At 67.8% G+C, this 18,378-nt stretch carries 18 protein-coding genes; 8 read left to right on the top strand and 10 right to left on the bottom strand.

Features of this window, described 5'->3' with window-relative positions:
• From AB0J09_RS05575 to AB0J09_RS05550, 6 genes are all read right to left on the bottom strand, one after another.
• Positions 1 to 1,050 (bottom strand): aromatic ring-hydroxylating dioxygenase subunit alpha, encoded by a 1,050-nt coding sequence (locus tag AB0J09_RS05575; RefSeq protein WP_360685591.1) that lies wholly within the window; start codon positions 1,048 to 1,050, stop codon positions 1 to 3.
• 215 nt (positions 1,051 to 1,265) lie between these two features.
• Positions 1,266 to 2,810 (bottom strand): long-chain fatty acid--CoA ligase, encoded by a 1,545-nt coding sequence (locus AB0J09_RS05570; protein WP_360685588.1) that lies wholly within the window; start codon positions 2,808 to 2,810, stop codon positions 1,266 to 1,268.
• A gap of 16 nt (positions 2,811 to 2,826) precedes the next feature.
• Entirely contained in the window at positions 2,827 to 4,128 is a 1,302-nt protein-coding gene (locus AB0J09_RS05565) for an MFS transporter (RefSeq protein WP_360685585.1), read from the bottom strand.
• Between the two features lie 33 nt (positions 4,129 to 4,161).
• Positions 4,162 to 4,620 (bottom strand): MaoC family dehydratase, encoded by a 459-nt coding sequence (locus tag AB0J09_RS05560; RefSeq protein ID WP_360685582.1) that lies wholly within the window; start codon positions 4,618 to 4,620, stop codon positions 4,162 to 4,164.
• Positions 4,617 to 5,495: an amidohydrolase family protein gene (locus tag AB0J09_RS05555; protein WP_360685579.1), complete on the bottom strand. Its 879-nt coding sequence runs from the start codon at positions 5,493 to 5,495 to the stop codon at positions 4,617 to 4,619. The genes AB0J09_RS05560 and AB0J09_RS05555 overlap by 4 nt, the downstream gene beginning before the upstream one ends.
• Positions 5,492 to 6,403 (bottom strand): SDR family NAD(P)-dependent oxidoreductase, encoded by a 912-nt coding sequence (locus AB0J09_RS05550; protein ID WP_360685576.1) that lies wholly within the window; start codon positions 6,401 to 6,403, stop codon positions 5,492 to 5,494. The genes AB0J09_RS05555 and AB0J09_RS05550 overlap by 4 nt, the downstream gene beginning before the upstream one ends.
• Positions 6,404 to 6,528: 125 nt before the next feature.
• Between AB0J09_RS05550 and AB0J09_RS05545 the strand changes: the two genes are divergently transcribed.
• The 7 genes from AB0J09_RS05545 (at position 6,529) to AB0J09_RS05515 (ending at position 14,672) form a co-directional block, all read left to right on the top strand.
• Positions 6,529 to 7,365, top strand: coding sequence for a PaaX family transcriptional regulator C-terminal domain-containing protein (locus tag AB0J09_RS05545; protein ID WP_360685573.1), 837 nt, complete (start codon positions 6,529 to 6,531; stop codon positions 7,363 to 7,365).
• A 13-nt stretch (positions 7,366 to 7,378) separates the two neighbouring features.
• A complete protein-coding gene (locus AB0J09_RS05540) occupies positions 7,379 to 7,843 on the top strand; it encodes a carbohydrate-binding protein (RefSeq protein ID WP_360685570.1) in 465 nt (154 codons plus the stop codon).
• A 57-nt stretch (positions 7,844 to 7,900) separates the two neighbouring features.
• Positions 7,901 to 8,890: a LacI family DNA-binding transcriptional regulator gene (locus AB0J09_RS05535; RefSeq protein WP_360685567.1), complete on the top strand. Its 990-nt coding sequence runs from the start codon at positions 7,901 to 7,903 to the stop codon at positions 8,888 to 8,890.
• Between the two features lie 181 nt (positions 8,891 to 9,071).
• Positions 9,072 to 11,237 carry an alpha/beta hydrolase-fold protein gene (locus tag AB0J09_RS05530; RefSeq protein ID WP_360685564.1) on the top strand — a complete coding sequence of 722 codons (2,166 nt, stop codon included), beginning with the start codon at positions 9,072 to 9,074 and terminating at the stop codon, positions 11,235 to 11,237.
• 177 nt (positions 11,238 to 11,414) lie between these two features.
• Positions 11,415 to 12,776: an extracellular solute-binding protein gene (locus tag AB0J09_RS05525; protein ID WP_360685561.1), complete on the top strand. Its 1,362-nt coding sequence runs from the start codon at positions 11,415 to 11,417 to the stop codon at positions 12,774 to 12,776.
• Between the two features lie 82 nt (positions 12,777 to 12,858).
• Positions 12,859 to 13,791, top strand: coding sequence for a sugar ABC transporter permease (locus AB0J09_RS05520; RefSeq protein ID WP_360685558.1), 933 nt, complete (start codon positions 12,859 to 12,861; stop codon positions 13,789 to 13,791).
• The gene (locus AB0J09_RS05515; RefSeq protein ID WP_360685555.1) at positions 13,788 to 14,672 is read left to right on the top strand and encodes a carbohydrate ABC transporter permease; all 885 of its coding nucleotides are present in this window, start codon (positions 13,788 to 13,790) and stop codon (positions 14,670 to 14,672) included. Before AB0J09_RS05520 ends, AB0J09_RS05515 begins: the two co-directional genes overlap by 4 nt.
• 308 nt (positions 14,673 to 14,980) lie before the next feature.
• On the opposite strand, the gene AB0J09_RS05510 is transcribed toward AB0J09_RS05515, so the two are convergent.
• Together AB0J09_RS05510 and AB0J09_RS05505 are read right to left on the bottom strand one after the other, a co-directional pair.
• Complete coding sequence (locus AB0J09_RS05510; protein ID WP_360685552.1) at positions 14,981 to 15,247, bottom strand: hypothetical protein; 267 nt, start codon at positions 15,245 to 15,247, stop codon at positions 14,981 to 14,983.
• A 198-nt stretch (positions 15,248 to 15,445) separates the two neighbouring features.
• Positions 15,446 to 16,360 carry an alpha/beta hydrolase gene (locus tag AB0J09_RS05505; RefSeq protein WP_360685549.1) on the bottom strand — a complete coding sequence of 305 codons (915 nt, stop codon included), beginning with the start codon at positions 16,358 to 16,360 and terminating at the stop codon, positions 15,446 to 15,448.
• Positions 16,361 to 16,470: 110 nt separating this feature from the next.
• On the opposite strand from AB0J09_RS05505, the gene AB0J09_RS05500 reads away from it, so the two are divergent.
• On the top strand, positions 16,471 to 16,887 hold the full coding sequence (locus AB0J09_RS05500; RefSeq protein WP_360685546.1) for a MarR family winged helix-turn-helix transcriptional regulator: 417 nt from the start codon (positions 16,471 to 16,473) through the stop codon (positions 16,885 to 16,887).
• Between the two features lie 265 nt (positions 16,888 to 17,152).
• Here AB0J09_RS05500 and AB0J09_RS05495 read toward each other — a convergent pair whose 3' ends face one another.
• A complete protein-coding gene (locus tag AB0J09_RS05495; protein WP_360685543.1) occupies positions 17,153 to 17,521 on the bottom strand; it encodes a VOC family protein in 369 nt (122 codons plus the stop codon).
• Between the two features lie 34 nt (positions 17,522 to 17,555).
• A complete protein-coding gene (locus AB0J09_RS05490) occupies positions 17,556 to 18,329 on the bottom strand; it encodes an oxidoreductase (protein ID WP_360685541.1) in 774 nt (257 codons plus the stop codon).
• Between the last annotated feature and the right edge of the window lie 49 nt (positions 18,330 to 18,378).

Genomic DNA, 18,378 nt, shown 5'->3' with positions numbered 1-18,378 from the left:
TCACACCCGGCTGTCGACGCCTTGCTGAGCGAGCCTGGCCAGCATGCGCCGCGCCGCCAGCCCGCCGGTGTCGATGTTGATCGACAGCTCCTGGTAGCCCTCCGGCTCAGACGCGATCACCTGCTCCAGCACGTCCAGCGCGGCCACGTCCTGCAGCACCACGGTCCGGTTGTTCTCGGCGAGGAAGTCCGACACACCTTGATCGTCCAGGGAGAAGTCCCGCGCCACGGCCCAGAAGTCGTGCGTGGTGTGCTCGGTCTCGGGCGTGATCGCGTACACGACCTCGACATGGAAGGCGTCCGGGTCGGTGCCGTCGGCGTTCGGCAGCACCCCGGGCGGCGCGATCCGCGAGTGCAGCTTGTACAGGCACGGCGGCGTATATTCGATGTCCTGCCACCGCATGATCCGCCCGGTCAGCCCGGTGGACTTGGCGTAGAACGGCGGGCACTCGGCGTCGTCCATGCGCCGGCTGACGTATACGATCCCGGCCTCCTCGTCCACCTCAGTGGTGATCGGGGTGGCGGCCACCTCGGGGGTGCCGATGTACCCGCCGTGCAGGTACGTCTCGTGCGACAGGTCGAGCAGGTTGTCCACCAGCAGCCCGAACCGGGCCTTGAGCGGCTCCATCCCGGACACGGAGGTGTAGCCGGGGGAGACCAGCCAGGGTGCCCGCGGGATGTGGGTGGCGTCGCTCTTGGCCGGGTCGCCGATCCAGACCCAGACGAACGAATCCTGCTCGACGACCGGGTAGCTCTTCAGCCGGGCGGTCCGCGGCACCCGGGTCTGGCCGGGGACGGCCACGCAGCCGCCGTCGGCGCCGTAGGTGAAGCCGTGGTAGCCGCACACCACCTGGTCGTCGACCAGCCGGCTGGGCGGCTCGGACAGCGGGAACCGGCGGTGCACGCAGCGGTCCGACATGGCGGTGACGGTCCCAGCGCGGGTCCGCCAGAACAGGATGGACTCACCGCAAATGGTGCGGCTGAACAGCTCGTGGCCGATCTCGCGCCCGTACGCGGCGACGTACCACTGATCGCGGGGGATGAGTGACATGGGCGACTCCTTCAACAATGGAACGATGGTGACCTGGGTCACCGGCACCGCGGAACGGCGGTTTCCGGATACCGGAAAACGAATGTCCCTAGAACCGCGGGACCGGCTTGATCGTGTCGCCGGACACGACGTCGCCGTCCGCGCTCTGGATCTCCTCGACCTTGTCATGCCTGTCCCGACCACGCCGTCGGCGCCGAACGCCGCGACCTGGAGATCTACCTCAACCGCTGCCGTGACGGCTCTGTCGGACCTGCCGCCGCACTGACGCCCGGCAGTTCCCAGAGCTTGCGCTTCTGGATCTTGCCGGAACCGGTTTTCGGTAGGTCGTCGAGGAATGTGACGTACCGTGGGATCTTGTACTTGGCCAGCCGGGTGAGCAGGAACTCGCGCAGCTCGTTTCCCGTGACGGCGTGCCCGGGACGGGTCACCACGAACGCGCGGCCGGTCTCCCCCCACGTCTCGTCCGCGACGCCGACCACCGCCGCCTCGGCAACCGCGGGATGCTCGAACAGGACCGCCTCCACCTCCGCCGGATAGACGTTCTCGCCGCCGGAGATGTACATGTCCTTGACCCGGTCCACGATGTACAGGTGCCCCTCCTCGTCGCGGTAGGCGACGTCGCCGGAGCGGAACCAGCCACCCTCGGCGAGGGCCGCGGCGGTGGCCCCTGCGTCGTTCCAGTAGCCGGGGGTGACGTTCGGGCCCTGGATGAGGACCTCGCCGGGCTCGCCCGGCGAGGCGTCGTCGAGGTCGGCCCGGACCACCCGCACGTCGGCGAAGAAGACGGGCACGCCCGCTGAGCCGACTTTGCGCGTGCTCTGACTGGCCTCCAGGAACGTCGCGCCAGGTGAGGTCTCGGTCATCCCGTATCCCTGGCAGAACACCAGCCCCCGCTCCTGGTACGTGCGGATCAGCGCGGGCGGGATCGCCGCTCCCCCGGACATCAGCGTCCGCAGCGAGGACAGGTCCGCCCCGGCCCAGCGCGGCGATGCGGCGAACGCGGCGAACATCGTGGTGACCCCGAACATCCACGTGACGCCGTACTTTTCGATCAGGTCGTAACAGGCGTCCACGTCCCACGACGGCATGATCGCCGATCTGCCGCCCTTGGCGAAGGTCGGCAGCAACGTCTGGTTCAACGCCGCCACGTGGAACAGCGGGGCGCTGACCAGCGTCGTCTCGTCGCCGGCCACGTCCACCCCGATGAGCATGTTGTACGTGTTCCAGATCAGGTTGGCGTGGCTGAGCGTGGCGCCCTTGGGCCGGCCGGTGGTGCCGGACGTGTAGAGGATGAGCGCGATGTCGTCCTGCGCCACCGGCACGTCGATCGGGGCATGATCCCCCGCCGCCAGCCAGCTCTCGTAGGCGTCGAGCGGGATGATCTCATCCGGACCCGGCGTGCTGGTCAGCGCCGCCACCAGGCCCGCGCACTGCGGCGCGTGGATCAGGACCTTCGCGCCGCAGTGCCCCAGCATGTAGTCGATCTCGGGCGCCGCGAGCCGGAAGTTCAGCGGGACGAAGATCGCACCGAGCACGTGCGTGGCGAACATGGTCTCGGCGAACGCGGTGTGGTTCGGTCCGAGATAGGCGACCCGGTCCCCGGCCCGCACGCCGCTGTCCCGCAGCCGCGCCGCCACCCGCGTCACCCGCTCGTGGACCTCGGCGTACGTCAGAGAGCGGTCCTCGAAGACGAAGGCCGTGCGGTCCGGCGACATCATGGCCCGCCGCGCCGGCCAGCCGCCGATCCCGGAGTTCTGCATGAGCGTGCCTCTCGTGTCAGGACGTGGTGGCCTTGGAGACGACCGGCTCCGCGAGATCACCGTGGCTGGTCTCCTTGAGCGCGAGCGTGCAGACCACGGCCAGCAGGCACGCGGCGGCGATGATGGCCGAGATGACCAGGGTCCCGCCGCCGCTGTTGGAGGCCTGGATCTGGGCGAACACCACGGGAGCCAGCCCGGCGCCGAGCCCGGCCAGCTGGTAGCCGAGCGACGCCCCGGTGTAGCGGGTGCGGGTGCTGAACAGTTCGGTGTAGAGCGCGGCCAGCGGACCGTACATCATCGGGTGCACGACGGCCTGGCCGAGGACGAGCGCGGCGGTGAGCAGCCCGGCGCTGCCCGTGTTCACCAGCGGGAACAGGGCGAACGCGAACACCGCCATGATCAGCGCGCCGATCACGACGACCGGCCGACGCCCGATCCGGTCGGACAGCGCCGACCAGCCGAGGATGCCGAACACGGCCAGCGCCGACGACAGCGTCAGCCCGTTCAGCACGGTCTGCCGCTCGAAACCGGCCCCCACGCCGTACGCGATGAGGAACGTGGTGAGCGTGCCCTGCGCCACGAACGCCGCCAGCCCCACGCCGACCCCGAGGAGCAGCGTCCTAGGCTGGTCGCGCAGCACGTCCAGCAGCGGGGCCCTGGAGGCGCGCTCCTTGACGGCGGCGCTGAACACCGGGGTCTCCTCCACCCGCGTCCTGACGAACAGGCCGATGGCGAGCAGCACGATGCTGATCAGGAACGGCACTCGCCAGCCCCATGCCAGGAAGGCCTCGTTGCCGACGAGAGCGACGGTGCCGCTCAGCGCGCCCGTGGACAACACCATCCCGAACGGCGCCCCGGCGTTGGTGAAGCTGGCCCACAGGCCGCGGCGGGCGGTGGCGTGTTCTGCGGACATCAGCACCGCGCCGCCCCACTCGCCGCCGACCGCGACCCCCTGCAGGACCCTCAGCAGGACGAGCGCGATCGGGGCGAGCACCCCGGCCTGCGCGTACGTGGGCAGCAGCCCGATGAGGAAGCTGGCCGCGCCCATCAGCACCATGGTCAGGACCAGCATGCGCTTGCGCCCCAGCCGGTCGCCGAAGTGGCCGAACACGACGCCGCCGATCGGCCTGGAGAGGTAGCCGGTGGCGAACGTGCCCAGGCTGGCCACCGTGGCGACCAGCGGGTCGAGGTTGGAGAAGAAGACCTTGTTGAACACGACGGCCGACGCCGTGGCGTACAGGAGGAAGTCGTAGTACTCGATGACGCTGCCGAGGAAGCTCGAGGCGACCGCGCGGCGCAGCTGGACGGGATTGGACATGAGTGGGGGGCTCCTCACATCTCGGAAGGGGGTTCAGGCGTAGTGCCGGTAGACGGCACGGGCCACGCACGCGGGCTTGGCCGCGCCGTCGATCTCCACGGTGAAGTCGAGCGACATCTGGACGCCGTCGCCGGGGACGTCCTCGACCTCGGCGACCTTGGCGGCCAGGCGGATCTTGCCGCCGACCTTGACCGGGCTGGGGAAGCGCACCTTGTCCAGGCCGTAGTTGATGCTCATCTTCATGCCCTGGATGTCGAGCAGCTCGTTGAAGAGCGGGATGAGCAGGGCGAGGGTCAGGTAACCGTGCGCGATCGTGCCGCCGAACGGGCCGTCCTTCGCCTTTTCCGGGTCGACGTGGATCCACTGGTGGTCGTCGGTGGCCTGGGCGAAGAGGTTCACCCGGTCCTGGGCGATCTCCTGCCAGCCGGTGTGGCCGAGGTCGTGCCCGGCCAGCGCCTTGAGCTCGGTGAGACCGTTCGCGACGATGGTCATGACTGTGTTTCCTTGGGGGTGAGGCCGAGCAGGCGCGCGGCGTTGTCTTTGAGGATCTTGGGGCGGACCTCGGGCTTGATGTCGAGCTTGGCGAAGTCCGCCAGCCACCGGTCCGGGGTGATCACCGGGTAGTCGGAGCCGAACAGCACCTTGTCCTTCAGCAGCGTGTTGGAGTACCGGACGAGCTGCGGCGGGAAGTACTTCGGGGACCAGCCGGACAGGTCGATGTACACCGACGGCTTGTGCGTGGCGACGGCCAGGGCCTCGTCCTGCCAGGGGAACGACGGGTGCGCCAGAATGATCTTCAGGTGCGGGAAGTCCACGGCCACGTCGTCGACCAGCATCGGGTTGGAGTACTTCAGGCGGATGCCCGCCCCGCCCGGCACGCCCGCGCCGATGCCGGTCTGGCCGGTGTGGAACAGCGCCACCGCGCCGAGCTCCTCGATCACCTCGTAGAGGGGATAGGCCATCGGGTCGTTGGGGGCGAAGCCCTGGATGCTGGGGTGGAACTTGAAGCCGCGCACGCCGTACTCGGTGACCAGCAGGCGGGCCTCGCGCGCACCCGCCCGGCCCTTCCACGGGTCGACACTGGCGAACGGGATGAGCACGTCGAGGTGCTCGGCGCAGCCCTCGGCGATCTCCTCGTTGGAGATGCGGGGGTGGCCGGTGGCGTGCTCGGCGTCCACGGTGAAGACCACCGCGGCCATCTGCCGCTCCCGGTAGTAGGCGGCCATCTGCGCGATGGTCGGCCGCTCGTGCGCGCCGAAGTAGTCCGCCGACGCGCCGAACAGCTCCGGGCTGAGCGAGCCGTGCCCGTCCTTGGATACCTCCGCGTGGGTGTGGACGTCGATCGCGACCAACTCGTCGATGTTCATGACGTGGGGGCCTTTGGCGCGGGGATGCCGTACGTCTCCGGCTCGGCGCCGACGCCGGTGTCCCAGGAGGCGGCGATGGCGTCGGCGGACCAGCCGCCGTCGGCGTACGCGACGGCCTGCTCCTTCGGGTGCGACCAGAGGGCCAGCTTGTCGCCGCCGATGCCGATGGCCTGCCCGGTGACGCCCACGGAGGCGTCGGAGGCCAGGTAGACGATGAGCCCGGCCACGTCCTCGACCGTGCCGAGGCCCTCGTCCCTGCGCAGCCAGTCCGGCAGCGGGCCGCCGGTGCGCTCGGCCTCCTCCAGGATCGGGGCGAAGGCCGGGATCGTCTTGGTCATCTCGGTGGCCGCGACCGGGACGACGGCGTTGACCGTGATGTTCGCCCTGGCCAGCTCCATGGCCCAGGTGCGGGCCATGGCGACGATGCCGGCCTTGGCGGCGGCGTAGTTGGTCTGGCCGAAGTTGCCGCGCTGGCCGGCCGGTGAGGAGATCAGGATCAGCCGGCCGCCCTCGCCCTGCTCACGCATGCGGACCGCGGCCGCACGGGCACCGGTGAACGTGCCCCGCAGGTGCACCTCGACGACCGCGTCGAAGTCCTCGTCGGACATCTTCCACAGGACCCGGTCCCGCAGGATGCCGGCGTTGGTCACCATGACGTCGAGCCGGCCGAACTCCTTGACCGCCGCCTCCACCAGCTGCTGCGCGACCTGCGCCGAGCCGACCGCGCCGGCCTCGACCACGGCCTTGCCGCCCGCGGCGACTACGGCCTCGGCCACCTCAGTGGCCGCCGCGGCGTCCACGTCGTTGACGACGACCGCCGCTCCGGCGGCGCCGAGCGCCTCCGCGTAGGCCCGGCCGAGACCGCGCCCAGCCCCGGTGACCACCGCCACCTTGCCCGACAAATCCATCTATTCCCACCCAAACAATGTAGAAGTCCGCCGATGCGGCAACGTTGCCGCGTTCTACGTTGGGCATAATTTCAACCTAAGTCAAGAGTTTGCCCGATGTCTCGGTTCGGTCTACGCTCATGCCTGTGAAGCACGACGACGAGCAGGACCAGCTGCCTTCGGCGCGCCCCCAGTCACTGATGTTCAGCTTTCTCGGCATCTACGTGCTGGGGCGTGACACCGCGGTCTACTCGGGCAGCGTCATCGACGTCTTCGCCCGCCTCGGCGTCTCGGAGGAGGCAGTGCGCTCGACGCTCACCCGCATGGTCAAGCGCAACCTGCTGGCCAGGCACCGTCAAGGCAAGAAGGTCTATTTCGGGCTCACGCCGCACGCCACGGAGGTGCTCGACAACGGGCGCAGGCACGTCTGGGAGAAGGGCGCGGTCAACCGCGACTGGGACGGCACCTGGACGCTGGTCGGCTTCTCGTTACCGGGCAGCGAGCGCAGCACCCGCCACGACCTGCGCTCCCAGCTCATCTGGGCCGGGTTCGGGCTGCTGCAGGGCGGGTTGTGGATCGCTCCCGGGGCGAAGGACGTGGAGTCGATGCTGGCCCCCTTGGGCCTGGGTGACAACGTCACCGTGCTGCAGGCGCGGGCGTTCAAGCCGACGGAGTCGGCCGACCTGGTGCGCAGGGCGTTCGACACCGACCAGATCGCCGAACGCTACCGGGCCTTCCTCGACCGCTGGGACACGGCGCACCCGCTGCCGTCGGCCGCAGACGACCTGGCCAGGCAGCTGTTCCTGCACACCGACTGGCTGCAGCTGGTCCGCCAGGACCCCCGTCTGCCCGCCGAGCACCTGCCCGCCGACTGGCCGGGGATCCGCGCCGAGACCGTGTTCCACACCCTGGCCCACCGCTACGAGCCCAGCGCCGCGACGCTCGCCACGTCCGTGCTCGACGAGCTTCCCCTGCGCCCGTAACGCATCGGGGCGTGTGGATGCCGGAAATGTGTCACCTCATGCGACCTGGGTGTATTCGTGGATAAGTCCACCGAGTCGATCTCGCCGTAGGACCTCCAGCGAGGGCGGCATGAACGTCGGCTGGATCGAGAACGGCGACCACATCAAGGTCAAGGGCGTCGCCTTCGGCTCCGGCGCGACGTCCTTCACCGCGCGGGTGGCCGCCGCGACCAGCGGCGGCCGGATCGAGCTCCACCTCGACGGCGTCAACGGCACGCTGGTGGGAACCTGCACCGTGCCGGGGATCGGCGGCTGGCAGACGTGGACGACCGTCACCTGCCCGGTGAACGGCGGCGCTCGGGCGCTGTCCATCACCGGACGCGCGGCGGCACCTGGCCCCGACCGCGCGATCCGGCCCATGCTTCTATCCGATGAACGGTCGGCCGAAAAGGTCTTGTTTCCGCAATCGTCATCGCTTACCTTTGCGCTGCAAACGTAACCGATAACGATTGCAACTTGTGAGGGCGGCATGGCCGAGGGCGGTGCGCCGGTGACGATGAGCGATGTCGCACGATTAGCGGGCGTCTCCACCGCGACCGTGTCGCGGGTGGTCAACGGGCGTTACGGCGTCAGCGCGAGCACCATCGCGCAGGTCCGCTCGGCCATCGAGCGGCTCGGCTACGAGTCGAGTCTGGTGGCGACGAGCCTGCGGCGCAGCCGTACCAACGTCCTGGGGCTGGTGACGCACAGCTTCCAGTCCTATACGGCCGAGGTGCTCAAGGGGGTCATGGATGCGCTGAGTCAGTCGGGTTTCGATCTGATCATCTACGCCAACAGCGACCTCTACGGGACGTACTTGGACGGCTGGGAGCAGCGGCATCTGGCCCGCCTGTCGGGCACGCTCACCGACGGCTGCATCGTGGTCACGCCCTCGGGCGAGGTGCGGAGCGGCACTCCCGTCGTGGTCATCGATCCGGCGAAGGGCTCGACGGTGCCATCGGTGACGGCGGACAACTTCGCGGGCGCCACCGCAGTCGTCCAGCACCTCCTCGGCCTGGGGCATCGGCGCATCGGCTTCATCGCGGGCCGCGCCAGCCTGGAGGCCGCGTGGTCGCGCGAGGAAGGTTACCGCAGGGCGCTGACCGAGGCCGGTGTTCCGATCGATCCGCAGCTGATCGCAAGAGGGAGCTTCAATCCCGAGTCCGCGGCACCGCTCGCGCGGGCGCTGCTGGACAGGGCGGACCGTCCGACGGCGATCTTCGCAGCGAGCGACGGAATGGCGCTGAAAGCCCTGGCGGTCGCGAAGGACTTGGGGCTCAGTGTGCCCGGCGACCTGTCGGTGGCCGGCTTCGACAACATTCCGGAGTCCGCGTTGACCGAGCCGGGGCTGACCACGGTGGACCAGTCGATGTACCGGCTCGGATACGAGGCCGCGCGCATGCTCAAGTCGCTGGTGTGCGGCGACTGGGAGGGCCCCGGTCAGATCGTGCTCCCGACCCGCCTGGTGGTTCGCGGCTCCACCGTGGCGCCGGGGAACCCTATGTGACCGTGACGCCGCCCACAGATACGGCGTTCGATCTCACCTGACGTTCGCGGCAACGAACGTCAGGTGGGCAAGCTGACCCCACGACGGATGGAGGTGCGAACACCAACCACGAACTATCCACCGCATGAATCAGGCCGGCCAGTCGGGCATCAACCGTGGCCAGCCATTAAGGGAGTTTCGCATGCGTTCTTTACTTTATCACGGCAGGTCACGCCCCCATGGCGGGCGCCGGCTCGCAGCGGCGATCACCGCCGGGGTCATGGCGATCGCGGCGATGTTGCTCGCGTCGCGGCCGGCGGCAGCGGACACGCCATGGCTGAGTGTCTCCGAGGACGGCTACGCGTCCTTCAGTGTTCCGGTGGCCTCCATCGAGGCCAGCGTGGGCCCGGTGTCGCAGGTCGTCATCGAGGGGAACTTCGGCCCCTCTTTCACCCGGGCGGAGTTCGGTCTGACCCGACGGGGCGACGTCTGGTCAGGGGTCCTTGGCCCGCTCAGGCCCGGGTTGTACTCCTACCAGGTCACGGGCGATGACACCAAGGGTCTCAAGGATCCGACGAACAGCACCGGCGTGGCGTCCAAGCCTCTTTGGAGCACCTTCTTCGTGCCGGGCGACGCGGCGCGCCTGCTGGCGGACGCCCCTCAGGGGCAGGGCGGCAAGGTCGAGACCCTGACCTACCAGGCCAAGCACCAGGAGAGGTCGGCTCAGGTATGGACGCCACCGGGATACACGGCCAAGGGTCCCAAGGCCTACCCGGTGCTGTTCCTGCAGCCCGGCGACGGCGGGAGCGCCACCGACTGGCTCGACCTCGGCCGGGCCAAGCAGATCTTCGACAACTTGTCGCTCCAGAACGCCATGGAGCCGATGGTGGTCGTGATCAGCGACGGTGACGGTATGCAGGATCTCCGGACGGCGGTCGCCGACCGCTACCGCGTTTATCGTGACCCGGCGCACCAGGCGATCGCCGGTGTGGCCGAGGGCGGGACACGGGCGCTGCGTGCCGCTCTGACCCACCCGGGCGAGTACGCCTACGCCGGCTCGTTCTCCGGTCTCCTGACGGATGGCGTCGGCCGAACGGACGCGAACGCGATCAACCGCCACGTCAAGCTGGTGCGCCTGTACACGGGGAACGTGACGGATCCCGCGTACAACGCGACCTACCGCCTGAAGAAGGCTCTGGACCGCGCCCGGATCACGTACGAATTCGACGGGGTAAACCCCGATGCCGGGGCGAACTGGAACGCCTGGCAGGAGAACCTCATCGATTTCGCGCCGCGGCTGTTCCGCAAGGTCTCGGATCACGGTCCGAGCGCCGGGCACGGGAAACTGAAGGGCGAGTTCAATCCGCCGGCCCCCGGCACCACCCCGACGCCGTTCGTCACCGAGGACGGCTTCGTCACCTTCGAGACCACGACGGAATTCACGGCTGCTGAGCGCGTCAAGGTGTGGGCGAACTGGGCGCCTAACGGAAGTTGGCTGCGCATCCCGCTGTCGCGTGCGGGCGACCGGTGGCGGGCGACCGTGGGGCCGCTCGACCCGTGGTTCTACTACTACCGGCTGATGGTGGACGGGGTCTCGGTCAAGGATGCCTCGAACCCGACGAAGGTGACCTCTGAGCCGACCTGGAGCACCTTCCTCGTCCGTGGGGACAAGGCACGCCTGCTCACGGACGTTCCCGCCGGCCAGGGCGGAAAGGTCGAGAGCATGACGTACCGGAGCGGCGTGGCGAACCAGGACCGGACCGCCCTGGTCTGGACCCCGCCGGGATACGACCCGAACCGCGCGCAGCCGTATCCCGTCTTCTACCTCCAGCACGGTGGCGGCCAGAGCTACACGGACTGGGTGGAGATGGGACGCGCCAAGCAGATCCTCGACCACCAGTTCCTCGACGGGGACCTGGTGCCGATGGTGGTCGTGATGAGCAACGGCAACGTCTCCGACTTCAACAAGGAACTGCTGGAGAACATCGTCCCGGCGGCCCGCGCCCGCTACCACGTCTCCGACGACCCCTCGCAGCAGGCCCTCGCCGGCCTGTCGATGGGTGGCGGGCAGACGTTCGGCGTGCTCAAGGCCTTCCCGGGTCGGTTCGCCTACGTCGCGGCGTTCTCGGCCGGGTTCGGCAGTGCCGCCGGCGTCGACGCGGAGGCGATCAACAGCGGCACCAAGCTGTTGCGCCTGTACGTCGGCGACCAGACGGACTTCGTCCACCCGTCGTTCATGACGTCCCTGACCACCCTGAACAACCTCGGTATCCGCTATGAGTTCGACGGGGTCACCCCGGGGCCGCACGGCTGGGACGTGTGGCAGAAGAACCTCATCGACCTGGCGCCACGCCTGTTCAAGCGCTAGGCGAGCCCGTCCGCCCGGCCTTCGCCGCCGGACGGGGGCTGTGTTAGCGCTCACATGAGGATCGGCACGAAGGACGGGGCGCGGGTCGCGTCATCCGTGCCCCGTCCCGGCCGATCGCTCGGTTTCAACGGCGGCGTATGAACCTCCGTGCGCCGCGATCCCCAAGGGAATATGCCAATGAACAAGAAATGGATTTCTGCTGCTGCGGCCGTGCTCGCCGTCACGACCGCGCTGGTCGCCTGCTCCTCCAACGGGGGAGGGGGCACAAGCACCGCGAGCGGCAGCGGCGCGAGTAACTGCACGAACACGATCCCCAAGAAGAACCTGCCGGTCGTGACCATGTGGGGCTGGTACCCCAACATGCAGCTCGTCGTCGACAACTTCAACAAGCAGAACGGCGAGGTGCAGGTCTGCTGGACCAACGTCGGCCAGGGCGGTGACGAGTACGACAAGTTCCAGACGGCCATCTCGGCCGGCACCGGCGCACCCGACGTGATCATGATCGAGATGGACCGGATCCCGACCTTCCAGATCCAGAACGCGCTCGTCGACATCAAGAAGTACGGCTTCGACGCCGTCAAGGCCGACTACAGCGAGGGCGCGTGGAAGGACGTCTCGGTCGGTGACGCGGTCTACGGCGTGCCGGTCGACGGTGGTCCGATGGCGATGATCTACCGGAAGGACATCTTCGAGAAGTACGACATCACGCCGCCCAAGACGTGGGCCGAGTACGAGCAGGCGGCCCAGAAGATGAAGGACGCGGGTGGTCCGGCGTTCGGCGACTTCGCCGCGAACGTGTCGGCCCTCACGATGGCGCTGCAGATCCAGAAGGGCGCGGCCCCGTTCACCTACAATCCGGCGCAGCAGAGCTCAATCGGAGTCAAGCTGAACGACCAGGCCTCCAAGGACGTGCTCGACCACTGGGGGCGCCTGGCGAAGAAGGGGCTGGTCGGGACGCAGGACCAGTTCACCCCGGAGTACATCTCCGGCGTGATCAACGGTAAGTACGCGACGTACATCTCGGCGGCCTGGGCGCCCGGCTACCTCACCGGTGCCGGCGTCGGCAAGGGCAAGGACACGGGCAAGTTCGCGGTGGCGCCGCTCCCTCAATGGGATCCCGACCACCCGGTGCAGGTGAACTGGGGCGGGTCTGCCTTCTCCGTGACGAGCCAGGCGAAGAACCCGGAACTCGCGGCGAAGGCGGCGTACGGCCTCTACGCCGACAAGGAGTCGCTCACCCACGGCTGGACCAACCAGATCATCTTCCCGCTGAACCTCAAGGCGCTCAACGACCCCGAGTTCGTGAACCTGAAGGTCGGGTTCTTCGACGGCCAGCAGGCGAACAAGGAGGTCTACATCCCCGCGGCCAACGCCTACAAGGGCGTCACCTACAGCCCGTTCGGCCAGTACTACTTCGACGCCATGACCAAGCAGATCAGCGCGCTCATCGAGGGCTCCGTCACCGGTGCGCAGGCCGCCGACCGGATTCAGGAGGACGTGGCGAACTACGCCAAGGAGCAAGGCTTCACCGTTCAGTGACGTGAGGGGTGGGCCGTCTTCCACTCCGCCGGCCCACCCCTGATCCCTCGGCATCGACATCCCGGAGTCCAGGTTGACCCTCATGATCGACAAGAGTGTGCCAAGCACCCAAGACAGGACGCACAAAATTCGTGGCAAGGTGCGCCTCCGTGAGCATGTGATGGGGTGGCTCTTCGTCGGGCCATTCGGGATCGTCTTCCTGGCGTTGCTCATCGCGCCACTCGCGTACGCGCTGTACCTCAGCCTTTTCCAGAAAAGGCTGATCGGCGGCACCAGTTTCGTCTTCCTCGACAATTACGTGAAGGCGTTCACCGACCCGAGCTTCCTTTCCGGGTCATGGCTCGTCATACGCTTCTCGCTGGTCTCCATCCCGCTGCAGATCATCGTCGCGCTCGCGATGGCCCTGATCCTGGATGCCGTGACCTCTCTGTTCACTCGCTTCTCCCGCCTCATGATCTTCCTCCCCTATGCGATCCCCACGGTCATCGGAGCCGTCATGTGGGGATTTCTGTACAGCAAGAGCTTCGGGCCGCTCTCCGACCTCTTCGGCCTGTTCGGCGCCGCCCCGCCTGATTTCCTCAGCAGCAACCTGATCTTCTACGGTCTGGTCAACGTCGTCACCTGGCAGTGGGCCGGCTATTACATGATCATCCTGTATGCGGCGCTCCAGGGCATCGATCCGGCGCTTTACGAGGCCGCCCGCATGGACGGCGCCGGCAAATGGCAGATCGCACTTCGGATCAAAATCCCGCTGATCGCCCCCGCACTGCTGCTGATCCTGGTCTTCTCGCTTATCGGCACCCTGCAATTCTTCAACGAACCGCAGATTCTGCGTTCCCTCGCGGCCGGCACGATCGGACCGGATTTCACCCCCAACATGTACGCGTATCAGCAGGCGTTCGCACTCGCGAACTTCAACTACGGATCGGCGATCTCCTTCGCCCTCGGCGGGATCGTCTTCGTCGGTGTCTACGCCTTCCTGTTCTTCACCCGCAAGCGGAGGAGCTTTCTGTGACGAGCGACCGTTTCCGCGCCGGCGTCCGCCGCCGGCCACAACGCCACCTCCCCCTCCAGGTGCTCCTCGGCTTCCTGGTCGTGTACTTCCTCGTGCCGTTCTGGTGGGTCATCGTCAACAGCTCCAAGGACGCCCCCGGCCTTTTCGGCGGCGGCAACACCCTGTGGTTCGCCGACCGGATCGACTACCTCGGCAACCTCGAGCAACTGTTCACCTATGACAACGGCATCTACGGCAGGTGGATCCTCAACTCCACGCTGTACGCACTCGTGGGCGGCGTCGGCGCCACGGTCCTGGCCGTCATGGCCGGCTACGGATTCGCCAAGTACCGATTCGCCGCCAGGCGCTTCAGCTTCTCACTCGTGCTCGGCGCGTTGATGGTGCCGGCGACGGCCCTGGTGATCCCCACCTTCATGATGTTCTCCGAGTTCGGCCTGACCAACACGATCTGGGCGGTGATCCTCCCATCACTGCTCAACCCGTTCGGCGTCTACCTGATGCACGTATACGCGCGCGACGCGGTTCCCGACGAGATCCTGGACGCGGCGCGGGCCGACGGTGCGGGTGAGGTGCGAACGTTCCTCCAGGTCGCATTCCCCCTGATGCGGCCCGCGGTGGTCACAGTGCTGCTCCTGTCTGCCGTGGCGTCCTGGAACAACTACTTCCTGCCTCTCGCCATGCTTTCCGACAATCGCCTCTTCCCCGTCACTGTCGGACTCGGCCTCTGGCAGGGAATCGCCTCGGCGAACAACGCGGGCAGCACCTCCCTCTGGAGCCTCATCGTCATGGGCGCGCTCGTGTCGGTCGTTCCCCTCGTCATCGCCTTCTTCACGCTTCAGCGGCACTGGCGCGGAGGGCTGTCCGTCGGTGGCCTGAGATAGGCCGGGGTCGGTCTTCCAGACAATCAACCCGTACGGATGTCCGGGTGCTGGAGCACGCGCCGAGCACAGGATCTTGGTGTTGCGGCATGAGATCGCGGTGCTGCGTCGCCAGGTCGCCCAGCCCCGGCCGGACTGGGCTGATCGGGCGCTGCTGGCCGCGGCCAGGCTGTCACGCGCTCGCCTTCGACTGCATCGCATCGTGACACCCGGCACGCTGCTCGCCTGGCACCGCAGGCTGGTCAAGAAGAAGTGGACCTACCCCGCCAAGCAAGGTCGGCCCCCACTCTCCGAAGAGATCCGCGATCTGATCATCCGGTTGGCGCGGGAGAATCCCCGATGGGGGCATCGGCGCATCCAGGGCGAATTCCTCGGTCTTGGGGCACAATGTCCGCCGAGGCGATGATCGCCGCCTGCGCGCGGCTGCGCCTGGGATGCAGGCGGCTGCCGTCGGGCTGGGTGAAGACGAACCCGCTGTCGGTCCACGCCTCGCCCATGGCCAGCCGTTCCTGGGGTTGCTGCTGTCGGTGAGCGCGCAGCACCTGGGCGGTGTCGGTGTCCAGGGCGATGGTGCGCACGGAGGCGTCGGTCTTCGGCGTGCCTTCGTGGACCTGCCAGGCCAGCGAAACCCCAGCTCACAGCTCGAAACCGTTTTTTCGAGCGGGACAGGCCTGAGTGTTGTCCGGCGAAGCCCTCGAAGCAGCCGCTCACCCCGGGAGACCTCCGACCGTCAGATGAACACGATGGCGTCGGCCTAGCCTGGGCAGCCCTCCGGCTTACAGGTGGTCCGAGTAGAAGTCGACGAGCCGATCGACGGCGGCATCGACGTACTCGGGCTCGTCGTACATCTCGTAGTGGCCGGCGCCTTCGATCACCATGAGATCGACTGGGTTGGGCGCCAGCTTCCACAGCTGCATGCCGGACTCGTAGGAGCCGGTGTTGCCGATGCGTCCAGCGAGGATGACCTGCAGCGGCTGGGTCATGAGCGGATCGACCAGGTGATATGCGTCGTAGCCCAGGAGCAGCGAGTCGCCACGCGCAAGGCGGCGGTTCGTCGAGTGCTCGTTCCTGCCCCGCTCGGTGCGGTAGAAGGTGATTGCCTGGGTCGTGTCGATATCGGTCAGGCCGGCCGCGGCGGCATCCTCCAAGGTGTCGGGCAGCCAGTTCACGCGGGTCAGCTCACCGGTGTGGGTTTCCTCGATGCGCGCATCGGCCATGGTGTCGAGTGCGACCACCGGGCCGTCCGGCTGGAAGCTGCGGAACGACGTGCCCATATTGCCCGGAACGATCGTGCCGACTGCCTTGATGCGGTGATCCGTGCGGGCGGTGTGCACCGCGTAGCCGCCACCGGCGCAGATGCCGAGGACGCCGATGCGGTGCGGGTCGATGCCGGGGATTGTGCTGAGCGTGTCAATCGCGTAGGAGATGTCCTCACCGCGGCGGTACGGGTCTTCGAGGTCGCGAGGCTCTCCGCCGCTCTGCCCCTGGTGGGCCGGGTCGAACACGAGCGCCGCGATACCCCGGGCAGCGAGGCGGGATGCGTAATTCGCGCCGATCTGCTCCTTCACGCTACTGCCAGGCGTCGAGAGCACTACGGCGTGCAGCGGCGCGGGTTCCTCGACGTCGTCGGGCAGGTGGAGGTCGGCCGCGAGCTCGATCGGCCCGCGCGGGATCGTGATGTGCTGAAGCATCTGATGGCACCTTTCGCATAGGGTTTGTTCGACCGCTGGACCAGTTCAAAATGGCTACTAGTACAATCTCGTACTAGTTTAAGACTGTACCACCTGGAGAAGGGGCTCGCGTGTCGGTTGACGCCGCACAGCTGTGGACGCTGAACCATCGCCTGCTGACCGTCGTGCTGGACGCCTGCAGCGCCGAGCTGGCCGAGCTGGGACTGGAGGCGAAGGAGTTCTTCGTGCTCGCCGAGGTTGCCGCGTCGCCGTACCCGGCCGAGCTGGCGGCGAGGCTGGTGATCCCCAAGGCGAGTGTGACGGTCTATGTGCGCAACCTCGTCGCCAAGGGGTTCATGCGACGTGAGATCGACGACGCGGACCTGCGGCGACACCGGCTCGTACTCACTGACGAGGGCGAGGCGGCGCGGGACCGCGCGCTCGCAGCGCTCGCGGCGGAGTTCGACCGCAGGTTGGCGACGATCGTGCCTCGCGATCGCGCTGAGCTGCACCGGATTCTCCTGGCCTTGCTCGAGCCCGCACAGTAGGACTCTCATGAGAAGCCATCCGCTACAGACTCGGCCCCTGGACTGCGGCTGAACTGGCCCAGCTCGACCGTGCGACGCTGATCTGCGTCGCAGGAGCACGTGCCGATGGGACGCTGCGACCCTTCGTGCTGATCGGACATATTCGCCTCGGCCAAGACGAACTCATCCGCTCGCTCAACGTGTACCGCTCGAATATTGGGTTACGTGGCCTGAGATGTGGTTAAGCGGCGTGGTGGTATTCGCTGATCATGCCGGCAACCACGGGTCAGGCCGAGCGAACGCAGAAGGGGTGTCCGGCCGGGCTGGCGTACACCCGGGAGCCCGGCTGAGTGGAGGCGACGACATCGTCGGTCGGTCGTAGCCGTCGACCGCCGGCGTCGAGCACCCGCTGGTCCGCGCTCGCCGCGTCGTCCGTGGCGAGGTCGAAGTGCATCTGCTGGGAGGCGCCGTCGGGCCACTGCGGCGGCACATGCCCCGGGGCGTGCTGGATCACGATCACGGGGAAGCCGTCGATCTGCAGAAAGTGGTGCGTCGCCGTCCTCGTGATCGAGCCGCCGAGCAGCCGGTGCCAGAACGAGCTCTCGCTGTCCACGTCCGCGGCGTCCACGATAAGTGACGTCAGGCTGAAGGTCATGGTGTTTCTCCTCGAATGGCGTACGGGGGTGCGGTCAGACCACGGGGATGATGCCGCCGTCGACCCGGAACTGAGCACCGGTGAGCCATTTGGCGCGGCCGGAAGCGAGGAACGCGATCATCTCTGCGACGTCCTCGGGTTCGCCGGGGCGCCCCATCGGCACCTTCAGGTGGTCCACGATCTGCTGCTTGACATCGTCGATGCCCACGCCCTGGCTGTCGGCCATCTGCTGAAGATGGGCGACCGCTCCCTCGGTGACGACGAAGCCCGGCAGAACGCACACCACGCGTACGCCGTGCTCGCCCACCGCCGTCGCCAACTCGCGGCTGTAGGCGTTGAGCGCCGCCTTCGATGCCGCGTACGACGCCTCGGCAGGCTGGGGGAGGTGGCTGGCGATGGAGGAGACGTGCACCACGACGCCGGAGCCACGCTCGACCATCCCGGGAACCAGGGCCCGGTCGAGCCGGACCGCGCTGAGCAGGTTCATCTCCAGGTCGGCGAGCCAGGACGCGTCGGACCGCTCCAGGGTCGGCATCGGTCCGGTTGCGGCTCCGGCGTTGTTGACCAGGACGTCGATGCCTCCGACACTGTCCACTACTCGTCGGCCGAGTTCCGCTGCCCCCTCCTCGGACCGCAGGTCGGCGGGAATGAAGGTGGCGGGCAGGTCTTCCGGGGGCGCGGTTCGCGAGGCCGTCAGCACGGTGGCGCCGGCTGCGGCGAAGCGACGAGCCGTCGCCTCCCCGAGCCCTCGGCTACCGCCGGTCACCAGCACTCGCAGGCCGGTAAGCCCTTCGTGCTCGATCGTCATGGGCGTACTCCTTCAGTAAAATGAACCGGACTCCGGAAACTGTACACAC

It is taken from the genome of Nonomuraea sp. NPDC049784 (assembly GCF_040659615.1).
Taxonomy (GTDB): Bacteria; Actinomycetota; Actinomycetes; order Streptosporangiales; family Streptosporangiaceae; genus Nonomuraea.
The sequence above is the reverse complement of the archived record's forward strand: the minus strand, read 5'-3'. Positions and strand labels throughout refer to the sequence as shown.